We start from the raw sequence: 18,810 nt of genomic DNA, 5'->3' as shown, positions 1-18,810 counted from the left end.
TGGTGAAGCACGTCGTGTGAGCATCGAGGCGATACCCGCAGGAGTTCCGGCGAGGCAACGAGAGAGGTGGACACCTTGAGCAGCCCGGCTCATCACCCCATTCCTGTCCGTCGCGGACACCTGCGCGAAGCCGCCGAGCGCATCGAGCAGGCCACCGGCATGAGCGTTGAGATCATCGGAGGAACACTCGTGATGTTCCCGAGCCCGAGCGGCAAGCACGCCGGGATCATCATCGATCTGCGCGACGCCATCCGCCCCGGGCTCTCCGGCCTGTACGAGGCGTTCGAGAACGTGTCCGTCCCGATGCCCGACGACCCGGACGACTACGCGACTCCGGACCTGACCATCGGGCCACGCACGTTCAAGGATGACGAGGGCTGGCTCCTGGACGCGGACGCGGTCGAACTGGCCGTGGAGGTAATCTCTCCGACCGAGCGCCTGAAGGGCATCAACGAGAAGACCGCATGGTACGCAGCCGCAGGCGTCGTTCGACTCCTGCAGGTGGACCCGCGTACCGGCACTTGGTCGCTCTTCGGCCGTCCCGGAGAAGGAGAGTACAAGAGCGTCGTCCACGGCAAGTACGGCGAAGAGGTGCCGCTGCCCACGGAACTCGGCGGCGATCTGCCCACATCCGGCCTCCGCCTGTACGGCACGCGACCGAGCGGCTGACGACGCCAGCCCCCGACGCGCAGAGAGTCAGCGGTCCAGCGCACCTCAGGTGCCCGCCGGGGGAGCGGTAAATCCGGCGGCGTGCGCCGGGTAGTGCGTCTGTGTGTCCTGATGGAGCTGAGCGGGGTCGCGGATGGTGGGGTCGCCGTTCCGGCCGAAACCGATAGCTCTGTGCTGCCCTTGATCTCGCACGTCAGCGTGGTGTCTGTGACGACTTGTCGGCTCGTGTCGGCGCCGGCGGTGGGCGTCAGATCTCGGCGTCCAGGTCGAGGCGGTGGATGCCCGGCAGGTGGTCCTCCAGCTCGCCGGGCTCGAAGCGGCACATGCCGACCACGTGCCAGAATTCGCCCGCGATGTCGCCCTCGTACGTGAAGCCGCCGTCGGCGGTCAGCGCGGCCCAGCCGCCGGGGACGCCGATCAGGGTGATGCGCGGGTGGGCGGGCCTTCGGGTGGGACGGTCCAGAGGCGGACTGTGCCGTCCTCGCCACCGCTGGCGAGGAGTTCGCCGCTCGGGCTGAAGGCGAGGGAGAGGACCGGGCCGGTGTGGCCGCGCAGGCGGTGGCGGATCTCGCCGTCCCGCCGGACAATGGCGGTCCCGTCCCAGGAGGCGCTGGCCAGCCAGGCGTCGCCGGGGCCGTAGGCGACGGCGTACACCCGGTCGGTGTGGCCCGCGAGTTCGGCGAGAAGGCGGTTGCCGGTGATGTCCCACAGCCGCACGAAGCGGTCGTCGCAGCCCCTCCTTCCTGCTGCCGATCACGCCCGGCCCTGCCGACCTGCTGTTCGGCTTACGCCTGTCGCTCCTCTCCCGGCCCGACGCGTTGGGGCCGAGCCGGGAGCACGTCTACTACCGCGCGCCCAAGGGGCACGGTGAGCGCGCCCCGGCCCGCCTCCTTTGGTATGGCAGTCAGGGGGACACGCAGATCTTCCCCCACCCGGTACCGCTCGCGCGGCTTCGGCACCTCGCGGAGGCCGCAGGGCATACATTGGGCCTGCAGACGATCTTTCGCATCAGCCCGGAGCTGTTCCGCGCGGTCTACGAGGAAGGGCACTCCCGAGCGTGACGCAACCGACGGTCCGCGCGGTCCTGATGGCGCTCCGCCCACGTTTCGCGCTGCCATCCTCGACGGCACGAAGACGGCGGAACTCCGCCGCCGCCGGATCGCCATCCCAGTCGGCTCGTTGCTGGTCCTCTACGCCTCCTCACCCGAGAAGGCGCTGATCGGAACCGCGCGGCTCGATGCCCTGGTGGCCGACGAGCCGGAGCGTCTCTGGCCGCGGGTCGCATCCCGGGCGGGGATCTCGAACGCCGAGTACGGCCGTTACGCAGCCGGGGCCCCCGCGATGTCGGCGCTCTTCCTGGCGGACGCCCTCAGGCTGAGTAGCGGCGTGTCCCTGGGGACGTTGCGGATCACCCGTCGACACTTCACGGTGCCCCAGAGCTACCGCTATCTCGGCGCCGAGGAGCTGAAGGCCATCGGCGATACGTGCCCGGCGGGCGCCGAGTTGCTCAATCGCGCAATCGACCACGCCGCACTCTGACACCGCGTCATACTGCTCTGTCGCGCATCGCGCAGCTGTTCCGTCCCGCTCTGGAGGTGCCATGAGCGCCACTGATCCCGACCTTCTCCGCCTTCGGAAAGCACTGCACGGCTACCGCACGTCCCTGATCGACATGGGCGGACGCAACCGGCTCCTCAACTTCCGCCACACGAAGGTCGGAACACTGGAGATCACCGCGCCGCAGGTCGACGGGCTGCTGCGGTCCCTGGGGCGTGGGGCGGACTTCGCTTCCCTCGCCCCACCCGCGGCAGATGCGGCAGAGCCGAAGCAGATCCCCGGACCTGGGATCGTCACCCAGAAGGCGACCCAGGCCGCCCTCGATGCCTCGCTCTCACGGCTCGCGCGGCAGTCCCGGCAGATGTACAACGACTACGGCCTGTGGGTGCTCTGGCTGGGCATCGGCATGCTGGAGTGGCGGGAGGAGAACGCCCAGGAGGCCAGCCAGGCCCCGCTGTTGCTGGTGCCCGTGGAGTTGCGCCCCGGCCGGGACCGGCGGCTGCGGCTGCACGCCGCCGAGGACCAGGACCGCGTCGCCAACCCAGCCCTGGGCGTCCGGCTGGATCACATGGGCATCGACTGGTCCCCGGTCGCGGACGCGGATCCGGCCGAACCGGAAGCTGTGCTGGCGGCGGCCCGGAGCATAGCCGCAACGCAGGAGGGCTGGGCCGTCAGGGAGCGAGCCATCCTCGGTTTGTTCTCCTCGCATAAAGAGGCCATGTATCAGGACCTCCTGCAGAACGAGGACCGCATCCTGAATCACCCCCTGATGCGCGCCATCGCACTCGGCCCCGACGCCGGCCTGCCGGGCGATCTGATCGGCTTCGAGCCGCCGGACATCGACCGCATCGACGAGCTACAGCTCCCAGAACACGCTCCACTGGTCCTCGACGCGGACGCCTCCCAGCGCCGGTGCGTGGCGGCTGCCCTGGACGGCCGGTCGTTCGTGATGAACGGGCCGCCAGGCACCGGCAAGAGCCAGACCATCACCAACATCATCGCGGCCCTCATGCACGCGGGGCGCAGCGTCCTGTTCGTCAGCGAGAAGGCGGCGGCCCTGGACGTCGTCCGAAACCGGCTCCGCGAGGTCGGACTCGGAGACCTCGCGCTCGCCCTCCACAGCGGCGACACGAGCAGGAAGGCGGTGGCCACCGAGCTGGACCGGGTGCTCAACCACACCCGGCCCGTCACGGGCGCCGCGGCGTACGAACTGGTGCGGGCCCGCGAGCTGCGGGAGGCGCTCTCCGGCTACGCCGCCGCAATGAACCAGCTGCGGCAGCCGTTGAACCGTACCCTTCACGATGTCCTGGGCCGACTGGTCCGCCTGGAACAGCGGGAGGCGCCGCGTCTGACCCTTCCCCTCGGGTATCGATCCACTGTCCGTGGCCTGCGCGCCGAGAGTCTCCATGAACTCCATACCGCCACTCAGGCGCTCTCCCGCGCCTGGCGCCCCGTCGTCGAGGGCAGCGCCTACGTGTGGCGAGGTCTCGTCGGAGCCTCGGCACCGGCCGTGCTCGCGGAGGCCGCGGACGCGCTCACGGCGCTGCGGGTGGCCGTCGAGCGCCGGCCGTTCGCCGCCACCGCCGCGCCACCCCGGACGCTGCACGACATCCGAGGCACGATAGGCGCCTTGCGGCAGGGGCTGCCCGCCCTCACCGAGGCACCCCGGGCCAGAGACCTTCCCGAGGACGTGGCCGGCCAGCTCGCACGGCTCGCCGAAGCCTGGGAGGCGGCAAAGCCCGAAACGCCCGACGAGATGTTCGCCCTCTTGGGGCTGACCGACCTGATCGACGCCCCCCACCGTCCGCCGGCCCACTGGTTCGACCCGGAGGGGCTGGAACGGGCGCGGATCGCGGCCGGTGAATTCCGCCGGGCGCTGGCCGCCGAGGAGACGGCCCGATCCGCTGCCGAGGATGTCTTCACCGACGAGGTACGCGGGGTCGTCGACCTGCCCGCCATGGCGCGGCGGTTCGCCGAGCAGCACCGCGGCCTGTTCGCCCGCTTCTCCGACCAGTACAAGGCCGACCGGGAGGCCGCCGCCCGGCTCACCCGCGAGAGGGTGTGGAATCGCAAGGTTGCCGCCCGGCTGGACCAGGCGGTGGCCTGGCGCGAGGCGGCCGCAGAGGTCGCCCGCCTCGCGCAGACGCACCAGTCGCTGCTGGGCCGTTATACGCCCCGCACCTCCGCAGATCTTGCGGCGCTGGACGACGCGCTGGCGACCGCCGAGCGCGCCGTCCGGCAGTCCCAGCGGGTCGAGCGCCGGGACACCCTGGCCGATCATCTGGCCGACGGAGCCGACGGCGGCCCGCTGCCCCGCCTCCTCGCCGACGCCGCCCGCGCCGCCCTGCGGGACTGGTGCGCCATCGCCGAGCAGCGCGCCGAACGCTGGGCCGCGGCGGCGGGTCACCTTCTCGCCCTCTTCGACGATGCCCGGCTGCCCCAGCTGGCCCCCGACCTGCTCGGCCCCCTCGACCAGGCCGAGCAGGTCCTCAACGCGCTCCAGGCCGATCCCACAGGGCCGGAAGAGTGGCGGGCCTACCGCGACGCGATGGACGTTCTCTCCCGCCACGGGGTCGGGCACCTCGTGGCGCGCGCGGTCGAGGACCACGTGCCTGCCGACCGATTTCCGGACGCCGTCGAGTACGCGGTGCTCAAGTCATGGGCCGACGATCTCCTCGACACCGACGCTCGGCTGCGCACCAGCCGTGCCTCCGACCTGGACGCCCTGGTCGCGGAGTTCCGGGAAGTCGACAAGCGCTTGGTCCAGGCGGCAGCCGGGGCGGTCATCGAGGAATGCAACGCTCGCCGGCCCCGGAACCTCGCCGGAGGCGCGGCCGGCGTCATCGCACGGCAGGCTCAGCTGAAACGCAGGCACATGCCGGTCCGGGAACTGCTCGGACGCACCCGCGACGCTGTCCGCGCCATCAAGCCGTGCTTCATGATGAGCCCGCTGACGGTGAGCCAGTTCCTGCCGCCCGATTACCGATTCGACATCGTCATCTTCGACGAGGCGTCCCAGGTGCGGCCCGCCGACGCGATCAACTGCGTCTACCGAGCAGGGTCACTGATCGTCGCCGGTGACGAGAATCAGCTGCCTCCGACGTCCTTCTTCGACTCGGCCGTGGGGGAGGACGGGGACGAGTACGACGCGGATGTGCCCGACGCCTTCGAGTCCCTGCTCGACGCCTGCAAGGCCGGCGCCCTCAACGTCCTGCCGCTGCGCTGGCACTACCGCAGCCGCCACGAGGGCCTGATCACCTTCTCCAACCGGCGCTTCTACGAGAACTCGCTGATCACCTTCCCCGGGGCCCGGGACCACGGCGACGACGCGGGTGTCGCGTTCCTCCAGGCGACCGGCGCCGTCTACGACCGCGGAGGGCGGCGCGACAACCGTGCCGAGGCCGAACTCCTTGCGCGGCGGGTCATCCACCACTTCGATAGCCGGCCCGCACGCACACTCGGCGTCGTCGCCCTGTCGCAGGCCCAGGCGTCCGCAATCGAGGACGCGCTTCAGCAGGCCCGACAGGACCGGCCCGACCTCGACCGGCACTTCACGGACGACCGGCTGGACGGCTTCTTCGTCAAGAGCCTCGAGAACGTGCAGGGTGACGAGCGGGATGTGATGATTCTCTCCGTTGGTTACGGGCCCGACGAGACGGGCCGGATCCACCGCACCTTCGGCCCGGTGGCGCGAGAGGGAGGCTGGCGTCGTCTGAATGTCGCCATCACCCGGGCCCGCTACCGCACCGAGGTCGTCGCCTCCTTTGCTCCGGGCGCCCTGGACCCGGGCGACAACAAGGGCCTTGGGGAGCTGAAGCGTTACCTCGACTACGCTCAGAAGGGCGTGATCGCCCTCGCCAGGGACGTACGGGTCGACCCGGACGCCGAGCCGGAGAGCCCGTTCGAGGAATCGGTGCTCCATGTACTGCGCGAGTGGGGGTACGAAGTTCAGCCGCAGGTCGGAGTCGCGGGCTACCGCATCGATCTCGGGGTACGGCACGCCGACCTGCCGGGCACGTTCGTGCTCGGCGTCGAGTGCGACGGGGCCATGTACCACTCCTCGAAGGCGGCACGCGACCGAGACCGCCTGCGGGAGCAGGTTCTGACCGGCCTGGGCTGGCGCCTCCACCGGATCTGGGGCACCGACTGGTACCGCGGCCGGGCGGCGGCCATGGACCGGCTGCGCACGGCCGTCGAACGCGCGGCGGCGGAAGGGCCCCTGAACGTCGTGGAGGTGACGCAGGAGCCGCCGGTCCCTACGGACACCGTGCCGGTCGCCTTGCCTACGGTGCCCGTGCGGGCGTGGAGCGCCCCGTACGCTGTCTGGCACGGTGAGCTTCTTCCGACCGGAGAACTGCACGAGCCCGAGGCCCGGTCGGCACTGCGCCGGCTGCTGCCCCGGGTCATCGAGACCGAAGGCCCCGTCCACGAGGACCTGCTGGTGCAGCGCGCCCGCGAGCTATGGGGACTGGCGAGGGCGGGCACCCGAATCCGCGCGAACATCCAGCATGTCCTGCAGGGTCTTCAGAGGGCTGGCCGCATCAGCGGCGAGGGCGACTTCTGGGACCTGACAGGCCGGGTGTGCGTCACCGCGCGCCGCCCCTCGGATCAGGCAAGGCGTCCGGTCGGCCGCATCGCACCGGTCGAACGGCAGGTGGCTCTGCGCGAGCTGGCCGCAGAGTGCCCCGGGGCCTCCGGCGACGAACTGGTGCGGCTGGCCTGTGAGTTCTTCGGATGGGCGCGCCTGGGCCAGGACATCCGCGCGGCTCTCCACCAGGATCTCGCCGCCTTGTTCGCCCAGGGTGCCCTGACTGGCGACCCTGGCCGTATCACTGCCACCTGAGAAGGGTGGCGCGCAGGCGAACACAGAAGCGGCAGATTGCGGGTAGTTGCCGGGGCTCCGTGCGTCGTCCAAGGCGAGACGGGCTCTTCGGTGAGCGGGGGATGTTCCGTGCGGGGTCGTTGCGCATGGACTGGCCTCGACCTGATCGAGGCGGGGAACGGCGCGGCGGGGGAGAAGAAGCGCCACAGCGCCCGTCGCTGGGTTCATCGGCGTGCGTAGCTCGGACGCGTCACTGCCCGGTCGACACGGCACGCGCCGAGGCCGGACGGCAAGACGGCTGAGAAAGTCGGAGTGCCAGGCGGCACGCAGGGGGCCGGGGAGTCGGGTACGTGACGGTGAGCGCGCTTCTTGGCAATCCGGCGGCGCATTTCCACACAGTCGGTAGGGATACGCCGAGGCGCTTGGGTGGGGCGGGTGGGACTCGAACCCACGGCCGACGGATTATGAGTCCGTTGCTCTAACCGGCTGAGCTACCGCCCCAAGCGGCGTGCCGCGCACATCTGTACGCGCCGTCTGCCGCAGCATAGCTGCTCATACGATCTGCCGCCCGGGTCGGGGGCGGTCGTACGCAGGGAGGGACTGCGGGCACGGGGTGATCGGTTCCCGGCGTTCGCGGAGTGATGCACGGGAAAGCACGAAGGGCCCCGGACGGGGCCCTTCGGATGATGCCTGGTGGTTGCTCCCCCGACTGGACTCGAACCAGTAACCTGCCGGTTAACAGCCGGCTGCTCTGCCAATTGAGCTACAGGGGACTGCTCCGCTCGGGTCCCGCTCCCCTTCCGCCGGGGGCGTGACCTCGTCGCGGCCCATACATTAGCGCATGTGCGGGGGTGCTTCGAAATCGGTAATCCGGGCCACTCGGATACCGGCCGCGTGGCAGGCCAGCAGTTCGACGAAGAAGAAGGAGCATCCCATGCGCAAGCTGACGTTCCTCGCCGGTATGGCGGTCGGGTACGTGCTCGGGGCCAGGGCCGGGCGCGAGCGGTACGAGCAGATGCGGCAGACGGCCGAGCGGTGGCGGACCAACCCCGCGGTGCGCAACGCCGTGGACAGCGCCGCCCAGTCGGGCCGCGGCGTGGTGGCCATGGTGGCCGACCGGGCCGGCGACCGGCTGCCGGGGCCGGTGGCCGACCGGCTGCGGGCCGTGGGCGGGCGGGAGGACGAGGAGCCGTCCGGGGAGACGCGCGAGGCGTCCTGATCGGGGCGCGCGGGGGCGGACAGCCGGGCGCGGGCGGGAAGGAACGGGCGCGGGGCCGCGTTGCACACCATCTGCGCGTCGCGTGCGCGTCGCGCGGAGAAACGACAGGAGGACCGACGTGTCCCTGCCCAGCACCGGTCGTGAATGGCACCTGGCCGCCCGCCCCCGCGGCTGGCCCACCCCCGCGGACTTCGCGCTGCGAAAGGGGCCCGTGGCGCCGCCCGGCCCCGGCCAGGTCGCCGTGCGGAACCTCCACCTGTCGGTGGACCCGTACATGCGCGGGCGGATGAACGACGCGAAGTCCTATGCCGAGCCCTACGCGCTGGGCCGTCCGATGACCGGCGGCGCCGTCGGCGTCGTGGTGGAGTCGGCGGCCGAGGGCCTCGCGCCGGGCGACCACGTGCTGCACGACCAGGGCTGGCGGGAGTGGGCGACGCTGGACGCGGCCCGGGCGACGAGGGTGAGCGCCGACCTGGCGCCGCTGCCCGCCTACCTGGGGGTCCTGGGGATGCCGGGGCTGACCGCCTACTCCGGGCTGCTGGAGGTGGGGCGGCTGCGCGAGGGCGACACGGTGTTCGTCTCCGGCGCGGCCGGGGCGGTCGGCGGCCAGGCCGGACAGATCGCCCGGCTGAAGGGAGCCGCACGGGTGATCGGCAGCGCGGGCAGCGCCGAGAAGGTCCGGCTGCTCACCGAGGAGTACGGCTTCGACGCGGCGTTCAACTACAAGGACGGCCCGGTGGCCGAGCAGCTCGCGGCGGCGGCGCCCGAGGGCATCGACCTGTACTTCGACAACGTCGGCGGCGAGCATCTGGAGGCCGCGATCGGGGCGTTCAACGTCCACGGCCGCGCGGTGATCTGCGGAATGATCGCGCAGTACAACGCCACCGAGCCGCCGCCCGCGCCCCGGAACCTGCCGCTGATCGTGGGCAAGCGGCTGCGCATCGAGGGTTTGCTGGTCCTGGACCACTACGGCCTCCAGCCGCGCTTCGTGGAGGAGGTCTCCGCCTGGATCCGCTCCGGCGAGCTGCGGTACCGCGAGACGACGGTCAAGGGCGTGGAGAATGCCCTGGACGCCTTCCTGGGCATGCTGCGCGGCGAGAACACCGGGAAGATGATCATCAGCCTGGAGGAGTGAAGGGGGGCGCGGGCGCGAGCGTGCAGGCGGGCGCAGGGCGCGCACGCCGCCGCGCCCGGCTCGCGCGCCTCGGCGGGGGCGGCCGGGCCCGGCCCTGGATGTTCTCGGCGAGGCGGACCCGTGGGGGGATCTGTGGTTCTCCTCGAACTCGATCTGGGGTGCTGCCCGAGTGATGCCTCGCCGGAGCCGGCCGTCATCGGCCTGGACCTGGGAACGGCCGCGGTGGCCGAGGCGGACCGCGCGCTGCACGACCTGGCCCACCGCCTGGCCCTGCCCGGGGGCGCCTTCGCCCGCATCCACCCGGTGGGCGGGGAGGAGCCGCGCCTGGCGCCGAGCCTTTGGGTGCCGGACGCCGGGGCGGGCCGGGGAGGTCTTCGCCCGCCTCGGCCGCCTCGCCCCCGGCGCCGGGGCGGGCGCCGGGGGGCGTCGTGTGGGGGGAGCGGGCGCTGGGGCTGCCCGCGCGCCTGGCCCTGGGCGAGCTGTTCGGCCGCACCGCCGAGGCGCTTCGCGGCATTGTCCCGGAGCCGGAGGTGGGGCCACCTGCGGCCCGGGGGGCAGGCCCGACGGAACGCTGCCGCTGCGGCTGAGGCCGGCCCGCGGCGGCCGGTACGTCCCCTTCGAGCTGCCCGATCCGCACCCTTGCTGCGGGGCTGGCATGACCCGGCCGAATGGTGGTACTACTGAGGTATGACCATGCGGAAAACGGCGATCTCGCTGCCCGAGGACCAGCTGCGGCGTCTCAAGGACGCCGAGGCGGCCGGGCGCATCCCCTCCGTCTCCGGGCACATCCAGGAGCTGCTGCGCCGGGACGAGGAGGCCGCCGAGGTGGCCGAGACGCTGCGGCGGCTCTTCGGCGACGAGCGCTCGCCCGGCGCCGAGCACCGCGCCTGGGCCGACCGGGCCCTGGGCCTGGACACCCCGGCCGCCTCGCCGGCCGCGTGACCTCGCGCGAGACCGGCACCATAGGCGGACGCATCCTCGACACCAGCGCGCTGGTGGCCGCCGCCCGCGGCGACCTCTACATGCGGGCGCTGCTCTCCTCGGCGCACCGGCACGTCATCCCGCTGCTCGCGCCCGCCACCTGCGTCGCGGACGCCTCGGCCGACCTGCACCCGCACGCCCGGGACGCGCTCGGCGCGATCATGCGCTTCCCGCTGGTGGCCTTCGCGCCGCTTGAGGAGTCCCAGGCGATCGGCTCGGGCATCCTGCGCTCCGCGCACCGGCCCTCTCCCACCACGCTGGGCCACGTCGCCTACCTGGCCGCCGCCCGCCAGTGGCCCGTCATCACGGCCGCCCCCGACCCGCTGCGCACGCTCTACCCGGCCATCGCCATCGAGTTGCTGCCTTGAGGGCGCGCGCCCCGCGGGTCATTCGGCGGTGACCTGTTCGAACGCCAGGGCCGCCAGCTCGGACTGGCCCTCGCGGCTGGGGTGGAACCAGTCCCAGTCGCTGATGTGGTCGGCCGTGAAGGCGTAGTCGAAGACCGCGCCGCCGTCGTAGCGGCACAGGCGGTCGGCCGAGCAGACCTCGGCCAGGACGGCGTTGTAGTCCTGCACCCGCTCGCGCACGGCCGTGCGGCGCTCGTCGGCGGCGGGGGAGGCGTCGCCGGGGTCGCCCAGCATCGCGGGGCAGATGCCGGCGAGCTGCCACACCGCGCGGGCCAGGGCCGAGCCGCTGCCCTCGGACCACAGGCGCATCAGGTCCGGCACCGAGGAGACGTACACCTGCGTGTCCGGGGATTCCTCCCGGAGGATGTCCATCGTCTCGGTGAAGTCGGCGCGGAAGTCCTCGACGTCCGTCATCGAGGCGACGTCCGGGGCGCAGGCGTCGTTGCCCCCGATCATCACCGTCAGCAGCTCCGGCTCGTGGGCGGCGGCGCGGCGGGCCTGGGCGGGGAGGTCGGAGACGTGCGCGCCGGACTCGGCGTAGTTCCAGGAACGCTCGCCCACCGCGCCGCTGTCGCCGAGCAACTGCCGTGCCAGGCTGGCCACTCGGGCGTCCGTGCCGGTCGCCCAGGAGACCTCGGGGCAGTCGGAGAGCAGGGAGCAGGCGTCGAAGGCCGTCGTGATCGAGTCGCCGATCGCGGCCACGGAGGCGGGGCGTACGTTCCACTCCCCGGCGCCGGGGGCGTTCTCGCTCTCGGGTGCCGGGGCGGAGGAGGAGGGCGAAGGGGTGGGGGAGGAGGGCGATGGGGAGGTGCACCCGGCGGCCAGGGCCGCGGTGAGGAGGAGGGCTGCGGCGATCGGCGTGGCGGATGAGCGTCGGCTGACCGGCATTCAGATCCTTCGGGTAGGTCTTTCGGTAGCTTGGACCCCGCAGGGAACGGGGCCGGGCGGACGTTCCGAGCTTTCAGCTTAAGAGATGACCGCGCGTCACGTCCTGTCCGCTTTGGCCGTGAAATGCCTTGAAAAAGGCGCCATGCTGTTTACTGTTCGTGTGCGGTTTCGGGGTCATTGAGGGGGCGCCTTGAAGCTCGCAACGGCGCAGGCTGAGAAGAGTGGAGGTCCGATGACGACACGTGGCGTTCTGTATGTGCACTCAGCCCCGCGCGCCCTGTGTCCGCACATCGAGTGGGCCGTCGCCTCGGTCCTCGGTTCCCGGTTGAGCCTGGACTGGACGAGACAGCCGGCCTCCCCCGGGACCTGGCGCGCCGAGCTGTCCTGGCAGGGAGAGCCGGTCACCGCCTCCCAGCTCGCCTCCGCGCTGCGCGGCTGGCACTTGCTGCGCTTCGAGGTCACCGCCGACCCCTCCGGCACCGCGGAGGGCGAGCGCTACAGCTGCACCCCCGAACTCGGCCTCTACCACGCGGTCACCGGCCTGCACGGCGACATCATGATCCCCGAGGAGCGGCTGCGGGCCGCCGCCGCCCGGGCGGCGCGCGGCGAGAGCGACCTCCAGGTGGAGATCACCAGCCTGCTCGGCAAGCCCTGGGACGACGAGCTGGAGCCCTTCCGGCACGCGGGCGAGGGCGCGCCCGTGCGCTGGCTGCACCAGGTGGTGTGAGCAGCGGCCCCCGCCGCGCCGGGGGCGGGCCGCCGGGCGGTCGATATATTTCCCGCATGACCCGGATCTCCGCCATGGGGCACTACCAGCCCGAGCACGTGATGACGAATGACGATATCGCCCGGCTGGTGGAGACCAGCGACGAGTGGATCAGGCAGCGCACCGGCATAGCGACGCGGCACATCGCCAAGGAGGAGTCCGTCGCCGACCTGGCCGCCGCCGCGGCCGGGAAGGCGCTGGCCGGCTCCGGGATCGACGCGGCCGACATCGGCCAGGTGATCGTCGCCACGTGCAGCTTCATCGACCGGGTTCCCTCCACCGCCGCCCAGGTCGCCGCCCGCCTGGGCATCCCCTCCGCCGTCTGCTTCGACCTGAACAACGGCTGCGCCGGCTTCACCACGGCCCTGGCCACCGCCGACCACACGCTGCGGGCGGGCGCCGCCCGGCACGCGCTGGTGATCGGCGCCGAGAAGATGTCGGACGTCCTGGACTGGACCGACCGCTCCACCTGCGTGCTGCTGGGCGACGGGGCGGGCGCCGCTGTGCTCTCCGCCTCCGGCGCCACCGACGCCACCGAGGCCGGCGCCGAGGCGGACGGCATCGGCCCGGTGGTGTGGGGCTCGGACCCGGCGCGCGGGTCCGCGGTGCGGCTGCTGGGGGCCTGGCATCCGACGTTCTCCCAGGACGGGCAGTCGGTCTTCCGGTGGGCGACCACGGAGCTGGCCCCGCTCGCCCGCCAGGCCTGCGAGCGGGCCGGGGTGCGGCCGGAGGAGCTGGGCGGCATCGTCACCCACCAGGCGAACCTGCGGATCATCGAGTCCCTGGCGCGGCAGATCGGCGCCCCGCAGGCGGTCGTCGCCAAGGACGTCGTCGGCTCGGGCAACACCTCGGCGGCCTCCGTGCCGCTGGCCCTGGCCAAGCTCGTGGAACGCCGGGAGATCCCGGCCGGTGCGCCGGTGCTGCTCTTCGCCTTCGGCGGCGGCCTGTCCTGGGCCGGCCAGGTCGTGCGCTGCCCCTGAGCGTTGGCACGCGGCCCGCGGTGGTCCATGGTCCGTGCCGGCGCGTCGGCCCGCAGAGCCTCGCGCGGCCTGCGATGATGCGCCGTGCGCGGCGCCCCGCGCCCACGCGGTGGCCCGCGGCCCGGCGGTCTGCGGGCGGGCGTTGAGCCTGCGGGCCTGCGCCTGCCGCGGCGGCCCGCGGGTGAGCGTTCGGCCGTGTGCAGGCGGGTGGGGCCGGGCCCACGCGGTGGCCCGCGGTGCGCGACAGCCCGCGGGTGGGCGTTGGGCCGCAGAAAAGCGCGACGGGCCGGGCCCGCCCTCCCTCGACGGGGGCGGGACCGGCCCGTCGCCGTGCCGCGCGCGCGGGGCGCGGCGCTGGCGGGGCCGACCCGGGGGTCAGACCGTCCGGAAGGCCAGGACGACGTTGTGGCCGCCGAAGCCGAAGGAGTTGTTGATCGCGGCGATCGTCCCGGTCGGCAGGGCGCGCGCCTCGTCCCTGACCACGTCCGCGTCGATCTCGGGGTCCAGCTCGCGGATGTTGATGGTCGGCGGGGCCGTGCGGTGGTGCAGCGCCAGCACCGTGAGCACGGTCTCGACGCCGCCCGCCCCGCCCAGGAGGTGGCCGGTCATCGACTTGGTGGCGGAGACCGCCACGTGGTCCAGGTCCTCGCCCAGCACGTGCCGCAGGGCCTTGATCTCCGCGATGTCGCCCAGCGGCGTGGACGTGGCGTGCGCGTTGAGGTGGGCGATCTGCTCGGGCTTGAGGTCGGTCAGGTCCAGCAGGTTCTGCATGGCGGCGGAGATGCCGCGGCCGGTGGGCTCGGGCTGCGCGATGTGGTGCGCGTCCGAGGACAGGCCCTGGCCCAGCATCTCGCAGTACACCCGCGCGCCGCGGCGGGCGGCGTGCTCGGCGGACTCCAGGACGACCACGCCGGCGCCCTCGCCCAGCACGAAGCCGTCCCGGCCCAGGTCGTAGGGCCGCGAGGCGCCCTGCGGGTCCTCGTTGTTCTTGGACATCGCCATCATGTTGGCGAAGGCCGCGATCGGCAGCGGCGTGATGCACGCCTCGGTGCCGCCCGCCAGCACCACGTCGGCCCGGCCGGTGCGGATCATCTCCGCGGCGTAGCCGACCGCCTCGGCGCCCGAGGCGCACGCGCTGACCGGCGTGTGCGCGCCGGAGCGGGCGTTGAACTCCAGGCCGACGTTCGCCGCCGGGCTGTTGGGCATCAGCATCGGCACGGTGTGCGGGGAGACCCGCCGCGCGCCGCGCTCCTTGAGGATGTCGTACTGGTCGAGGAGGGTGGTGACCCCGCCGATGCCCGAGGCGATGACCGCGCCGAGCCGCGCCGGGTCAACGGCCGCCTCCTCGCCCGCCCGGCCGGTGAACCCGGCGTCCGCCCACGCCTCGCGGCCCGCGATCAGCGCGAACTGCGCGGTGCGGTCCAGGCGCCTGGCCTGCGGCCGGGGCAGCACCTCCGCGGGATCGACGGCGGCCGAGGCGGCGAAGTGGACGGGCAGTTCGGCCGCCCAGTCCTGGGTCAGCGGCCGGACGCCGGAGCGGCCGGCCAGCAGGCCGTCCCAGGTGGATGCGCTGTCGCCACCCAGCGGTGTGGTTGCGCCGACACCGGTGACAACCACCGTTCGATTGGTCGCGTTCACAGATTCTTACTCCGCTACTCGTGGATGCTGGTGCCGCGCCACCGCGGCGGGTGGCGACAAGCGCGAACTGAAGGGGCGGGTCAGCCCTGGTGGGACTCGATGTAGCCGACCGCGTCGCCGACCGTCTTCAGGCCCTTGACGTCGTCGTCCGGGATCTTGACGCCGAAGCGCTCCTCGGCGGCGACGACCACCTCGACCATCGAGAGCGAGTCCACGTCGAGGTCGTCGGTGAAGGACTTCTCCTCGGTCACCTCCTCGTTGGGGATGCCGGCGATCTCGTTCACGATCTCGGCGAGACCGGCGATGATCTCTTCCCTGCTGGCAGCCATGTGCGGCGCTCCTTCGTGTGCTGCGGTTTGCGGTTCCGCGTTGGTGGGGTGATCGGAATCTTGCTTAGGGGAGGGTAACGACCGTCGCGGCGTAGACGAGACCCGCCCCGAAGCCGATGACGAGTGCGGTGTCGCCGCTCTTCGCCTGCCCGGTCGCCAGCATCCGCTCCATGGCCAGGGGGATGGAGGCGGCCGAGGTGTTGCCGGTGGTCTCCACGTCGCGCGCGACCGCCACGTGGTCCGGCAGATTGAGCGTCTTCACCATCGAGTCGATGATCCGCATGTTGGCCTGGTGCGGGATGAAGACGTCGAGCTGGTCGGCGGTGATCCCGGCGGCGTCCAGTGCCTGACGGGCCACCTTGGCCACCTCGTAGACAGCCCAGCGGAAGACGGTCTGGCCGTCCTGCCGGAGGGCGGGGAACTTCTCGCCCGGCCGGTACTGGTCCCAGGGCGTGTTCTGGCCGACGACGCCGGCCTTGTCGCCCTCGGAGCCCCACACGGTCGGGGCGATCGCCGGCCGGTCGGAGGCGCCGACGACGACGGCACCGGCGCCGTCGGCGAAGAGGAACGCCGTGGAGCGGTCCTCCAGGTCGGTCAGGTCGGAGAGCCGCTCGACCCCGATGACCAGGACGTTCGTTGCGCTGCCGCTGACGACCAGGCCCTTGGCCAGGGTCACGCCGTAGACGAACCCGGCGCAGGCGGCCGAGATGTCGAACGCGGCGGCCCGGTCGGTGCCCAGGCGGTGCGCGATCTCGGCGGCGACCGAGGGGGTCTGCGAGAAGTGGGAGACGGTGGAGACGATCACGGCGTCGATCCGGTCGGCTGTCAGGCCGGCGGCGGCGATGGCCTTGCCGGAGGCGGCCAGGGCCATCTCGGCCACGGTCTCGTCCTCCCCGGCCCAGTGCCGGGTGGCGATGCCGGAGCGGGAGCGGATCCACTCGTCCGAGGAGTCGATGTGCTGGAGGATCTCCTCGTTGGGGACCACGCGGCTGGGGCGGTACCCGCCGACGCCCAGCACGCGGGCGTAAGGGGTGCCCGAGCCGGGGTGCAGCGGGACGGGTGCGCCCTCGGGGGCGTTCCCCGGGGCGTTCCCGGGGGCAGGGGTGGGCTGCGGGGCGGGCATGGTCAGTGCTCCTCCGGTGCCGGGGCGGACTGGCCGAGTGCCCGGGCGATCAGCTCGCGGGCCTCGGGCAGCTTATCGGGGCTCTTGACGGCGACCGGCGCGACACCGGGCAGGTTCCGCTTGGCGAGCGCGGTGAGCGTTCCGGCCGGGCACAGCTCGACGAACGCCGTGGCGCCCAGGCGCTGGAAGGTTTCCATGCACAGGTCCCAGCGCACGGGGCTGGAGACCTGCGAGACCAGCCGCCGCAGCACCTCGTCGCCCTCGTCCACGACGCCGCCGTCGGCGTTGGAGACGTAGCGCACGGACGGGGTGGCGGCGGCGACGTTCTTCGCGGCCTCCTCCATGGCGGCCACGGCAGGCGCCATGTGGTGGGTGTGGAAGGCGCCCGCGACCTTGAGGGCGATGACCTTGGCCTTCTCCGGCTTGTCGGCGGCGAGCGCGGCAAGCTGCTCGGCGGTGCCGGCGGCGACGATCTGGCCGCCGCCGTTGTTGTTCGCCGCCGTCAGGCCCAGCTCCTCCAGGCGGGCGGCGACGGCCCGCGGGTCGCCGCCGAGGACGGCGGCCATCCCGGTCTCGGTGACCGCGGCGGCCTCGGCCATGGCCTCGGCGCGCCGGCGCACCAGGACCATCGCGTCCTCCTCGGAGAGAACGCCCGCCAGCGCGGCGGCGGCCAGCTCGCCGACGCTGTGCCCGGCCACGGCGCCGATGGCCTCGGCGGGCGGCGGCAGGGCGGGGTCGTCGAAGAGGGCCCGCGCGGACAGCAGGGCACCGGCCACCAGCAGGGGCTGGGCGACGGCCGTGTCGCGGATCGCCTCGGCGTCCGCCTCGGTGCCGTAGTGGATGAGGTCGATCCCCACGATCTCGGACCAGGCGCGCAGCCGGTCTTCCGAGCCGGGGAGGTCGAGCCACGGTTTCAGGAAGCCAGGGGCCTGCGAGCCCTGGCCGGGAGCGACGAGTACCAGCACTCTCTCACTCTCTCCCGGGCCCGCGGGTCCCCGCCCGTGGGGGCGGGGACGAAGAACAGCCTAGGGATTTGTGGCCCTTATACAAAACCCGGTCGGCGGCTCAACCGCGCGCCTCGGCGTCGGAGAGGCGGCCGAGCATCAGCGCGATGCGGAGGGTGAAGGCAGATCGGACTTCGGATGGCGGCCATCCGGTGACATCAGTCACACGACGCAGGCGGTACCGCACGGTGTTGGGATGGACGAAGAGCATTCTGGCGGCACCCTCCAGAGAGCTGGCCTGCTCCAGGTAGACACTGAGCGTTTCCAGCAAAGCGGAGCCGGCCTCCTGGAGCGGTCTGTAGATCTCCTCCACCAGCAGGCGGCGGGCGGTGGGGTCTCCCGCCATCGCGCGCTCGGGCAGCAGGTCGTCCGCGAGGACGGGCCGGGGCGCGTCGGGCCAGGCGGCGCAGGCCCGCAGCCCCGCGGCGGCGGCCTGCGCGGAGCGGGTGGCGGCCAGCAGGTCCCCGACCACGGGGCCGGCCACCACCGGGCCCGCGGCGAACGGCCCGATCAGGCGCTTGGCGGCCTGCACCGGGTCGTCGCTGCCGCCGGCGATGACGACCAGGCGCTTGCCGAGCACGCCGGTGAGCACCTGGAGGCGGGCGTAGCGGGCGGCGCGGCGGATGGCCTCGACGGTCAGCTCGCTGTCGCCGTCGGGCGCGTTGCCCAGGACGACGGTGACGTGCTCGGGGGCCTTCCAGCCCAGGGCCGCGGCCCGCGAGACGTCGCTCTCGTCGGCCTCCCCGGAGACCACCGCGTTGACCACCAGCGACTCCAGGCGGGCGTCCCAGGCGCCGCGGGCCTCGGCGGCCTGGGCGTAGACCTGCGCCGTGGCGAACGCGATCTCCCGCGCGTAGACGAGGAGGGCGTTGCGCAGCGCGGCCTCCCCGCCGGGCGCGGCCAGCTCCTCGACGGCCGACTCCACGACCTCGATGGTGGTGCGGACCATCTCGACGGTCTGGCGCAGGGTGATGGCCCGGGTCAGCTCGCGGGGGGCGGTGCCGAAGACGTCGGTGCTGATCGCCTGGGGCGCGTCGGGGTGGCGGAACCACTCGGTGAACGCCGCGATGCCGGCCTGGGCGACCAGGCCGATCCACGAGCGGTTCTCCGGGGGCATGGCGCGGTACCAGGACAGCCGCTGGTCCATGCGCGCGATGGCGGCGGCGGACAGCTTCCCGGCGGCCTGTTCGAGCCGGCGGACGGTGGCGGCGTGGGTCAGCCGCTCGCGTTCCTTGCGCTCCGGCTGCTCTCCCGGATCGCGGGGGGCGGTGCCGAAGACGTCGGTGCTGATC

16 protein-coding genes and 2 tRNA genes are annotated in these 18,810 nt (G+C 72.8%); 9 read left to right on the top strand and 9 right to left on the bottom strand.

From position 1 onward, the window contains the following. Positions 1-66: 66 nt before the first annotated feature. A complete protein-coding gene (locus RM780_RS25005) occupies positions 67-669 on the top strand; it encodes a Uma2 family endonuclease (RefSeq protein WP_311633156.1) in 603 nt (200 codons plus the stop codon). Between the two features lie 417 nt (positions 670-1,086). Here the strand turns inward: RM780_RS25005 and RM780_RS25000 are convergent, their stop codons facing one another. After that, positions 1,087-1,386, bottom strand: coding sequence for a WD40 repeat domain-containing protein (locus tag RM780_RS25000; protein ID WP_311633155.1), 300 nt, complete (start codon positions 1,384-1,386; stop codon positions 1,087-1,089). A 462-nt stretch (positions 1,387-1,848) separates the two neighbouring features. On the opposite strand from RM780_RS25000, the gene RM780_RS24995 reads away from it, so the two are divergent. Both RM780_RS24995 and RM780_RS24990 read left to right on the top strand, forming a co-directional pair. Next, entirely contained in the window at positions 1,849-2,208 is a 360-nt protein-coding gene (locus RM780_RS24995; RefSeq protein ID WP_311633154.1) for a hypothetical protein, read from the top strand. 61 nt (positions 2,209-2,269) lie between these two features. Next, positions 2,270-7,069, top strand: coding sequence for a DUF3320 domain-containing protein (locus RM780_RS24990; protein ID WP_311633153.1), 4,800 nt, complete (start codon positions 2,270-2,272; stop codon positions 7,067-7,069). 406 nt (positions 7,070-7,475) lie between these two features. On the opposite strand, the gene RM780_RS24985 is transcribed toward RM780_RS24990, so the two are convergent. Continuing rightward, positions 7,476-7,549 (bottom strand) — tRNA-Ile (locus RM780_RS24985). Positions 7,550-7,748: 199 nt separating this feature from the next. Further along, positions 7,749-7,821: transfer RNA gene (locus tag RM780_RS24980), tRNA-Asn, on the bottom strand. 161 nt (positions 7,822-7,982) lie between these two features. On the opposite strand from RM780_RS24980, the gene RM780_RS24975 reads away from it, so the two are divergent. The 4 genes from RM780_RS24975 to RM780_RS24960 all read left to right on the top strand — a co-directional run bounded on the left by RM780_RS24975 (position 7,983) and on the right by RM780_RS24960 (position 10,751). Further along, a complete protein-coding gene (locus tag RM780_RS24975) occupies positions 7,983-8,267 on the top strand; it encodes a YtxH domain-containing protein (protein ID WP_311633152.1) in 285 nt (94 codons plus the stop codon). A gap of 118 nt (positions 8,268-8,385) precedes the next feature. Further along, entirely contained in the window at positions 8,386-9,402 is a 1,017-nt protein-coding gene (locus RM780_RS24970) for an NADP-dependent oxidoreductase (RefSeq protein ID WP_311633151.1), read from the top strand. Positions 9,403-10,089: 687 nt separating this feature from the next. Continuing rightward, positions 10,090-10,344 carry a hypothetical protein gene (locus RM780_RS24965; RefSeq protein WP_311633150.1) on the top strand — a complete coding sequence of 85 codons (255 nt, stop codon included), beginning with the start codon at positions 10,090-10,092 and terminating at the stop codon, positions 10,342-10,344. Continuing rightward, positions 10,341-10,751: a hypothetical protein gene (locus RM780_RS24960; RefSeq protein ID WP_311633149.1), complete on the top strand. Its 411-nt coding sequence runs from the start codon at positions 10,341-10,343 to the stop codon at positions 10,749-10,751. The genes RM780_RS24965 and RM780_RS24960 overlap by 4 nt, the downstream gene beginning before the upstream one ends. Positions 10,752-10,769: 18 nt before the next feature. Here the strand turns inward: RM780_RS24960 and RM780_RS24955 are convergent, their stop codons facing one another. After that, a complete protein-coding gene (locus RM780_RS24955; RefSeq protein WP_311633148.1) occupies positions 10,770-11,678 on the bottom strand; it encodes an SGNH/GDSL hydrolase family protein in 909 nt (302 codons plus the stop codon). 232 nt (positions 11,679-11,910) lie between these two features. Between RM780_RS24955 and RM780_RS24950 the strand changes: the two genes are divergently transcribed. Then, a complete protein-coding gene (locus tag RM780_RS24950) occupies positions 11,911-12,405 on the top strand; it encodes a DUF3145 domain-containing protein (RefSeq protein ID WP_311633146.1) in 495 nt (164 codons plus the stop codon). 56 nt (positions 12,406-12,461) lie between these two features. Next, entirely contained in the window at positions 12,462-13,424 is a 963-nt protein-coding gene (locus tag RM780_RS24945; protein ID WP_311633145.1) for a beta-ketoacyl-ACP synthase III, read from the top strand. Positions 13,425-13,799: 375 nt separating this feature from the next. Here the strand turns inward: RM780_RS24945 and fabF are convergent, their stop codons facing one another. The 5 genes from fabF to RM780_RS24920 form a co-directional block, all read right to left on the bottom strand. Beyond that, a complete protein-coding gene (fabF, locus tag RM780_RS24940) occupies positions 13,800-15,062 on the bottom strand; it encodes a beta-ketoacyl-ACP synthase II (RefSeq protein ID WP_311633144.1) in 1,263 nt (420 codons plus the stop codon). Positions 15,063-15,142: 80 nt separating this feature from the next. Beyond that, on the bottom strand, positions 15,143-15,391 hold the full coding sequence (locus tag RM780_RS24935) for an acyl carrier protein (protein ID WP_311633143.1): 249 nt from the start codon (positions 15,389-15,391) through the stop codon (positions 15,143-15,145). A gap of 64 nt (positions 15,392-15,455) precedes the next feature. Next, a complete protein-coding gene (locus RM780_RS24930) occupies positions 15,456-16,514 on the bottom strand; it encodes a ketoacyl-ACP synthase III (RefSeq protein ID WP_311633142.1) in 1,059 nt (352 codons plus the stop codon). A gap of 2 nt (positions 16,515-16,516) precedes the next feature. Beyond that, the gene (locus tag RM780_RS24925; protein WP_311633141.1) at positions 16,517-17,479 is read right to left on the bottom strand and encodes an ACP S-malonyltransferase; all 963 of its coding nucleotides are present in this window, start codon (positions 17,477-17,479) and stop codon (positions 16,517-16,519) included. A gap of 100 nt (positions 17,480-17,579) precedes the next feature. Then, complete coding sequence (locus RM780_RS24920) at positions 17,580-18,737, bottom strand: PucR family transcriptional regulator (protein ID WP_311633168.1); 1,158 nt, start codon at positions 18,735-18,737, stop codon at positions 17,580-17,582. Positions 18,738-18,810 lie beyond the last annotated feature (73 nt).

It is taken from the genome of Streptomyces boetiae, assembly GCF_031845405.1.
Lineage (GTDB): Bacteria > Actinomycetota > Actinomycetes > Streptomycetales > Streptomycetaceae > Streptomyces > Streptomyces boetiae.
The sequence above is the reverse complement of the archived record's forward strand: the minus strand, read 5'-3'. Positions and strand labels throughout refer to the sequence as shown.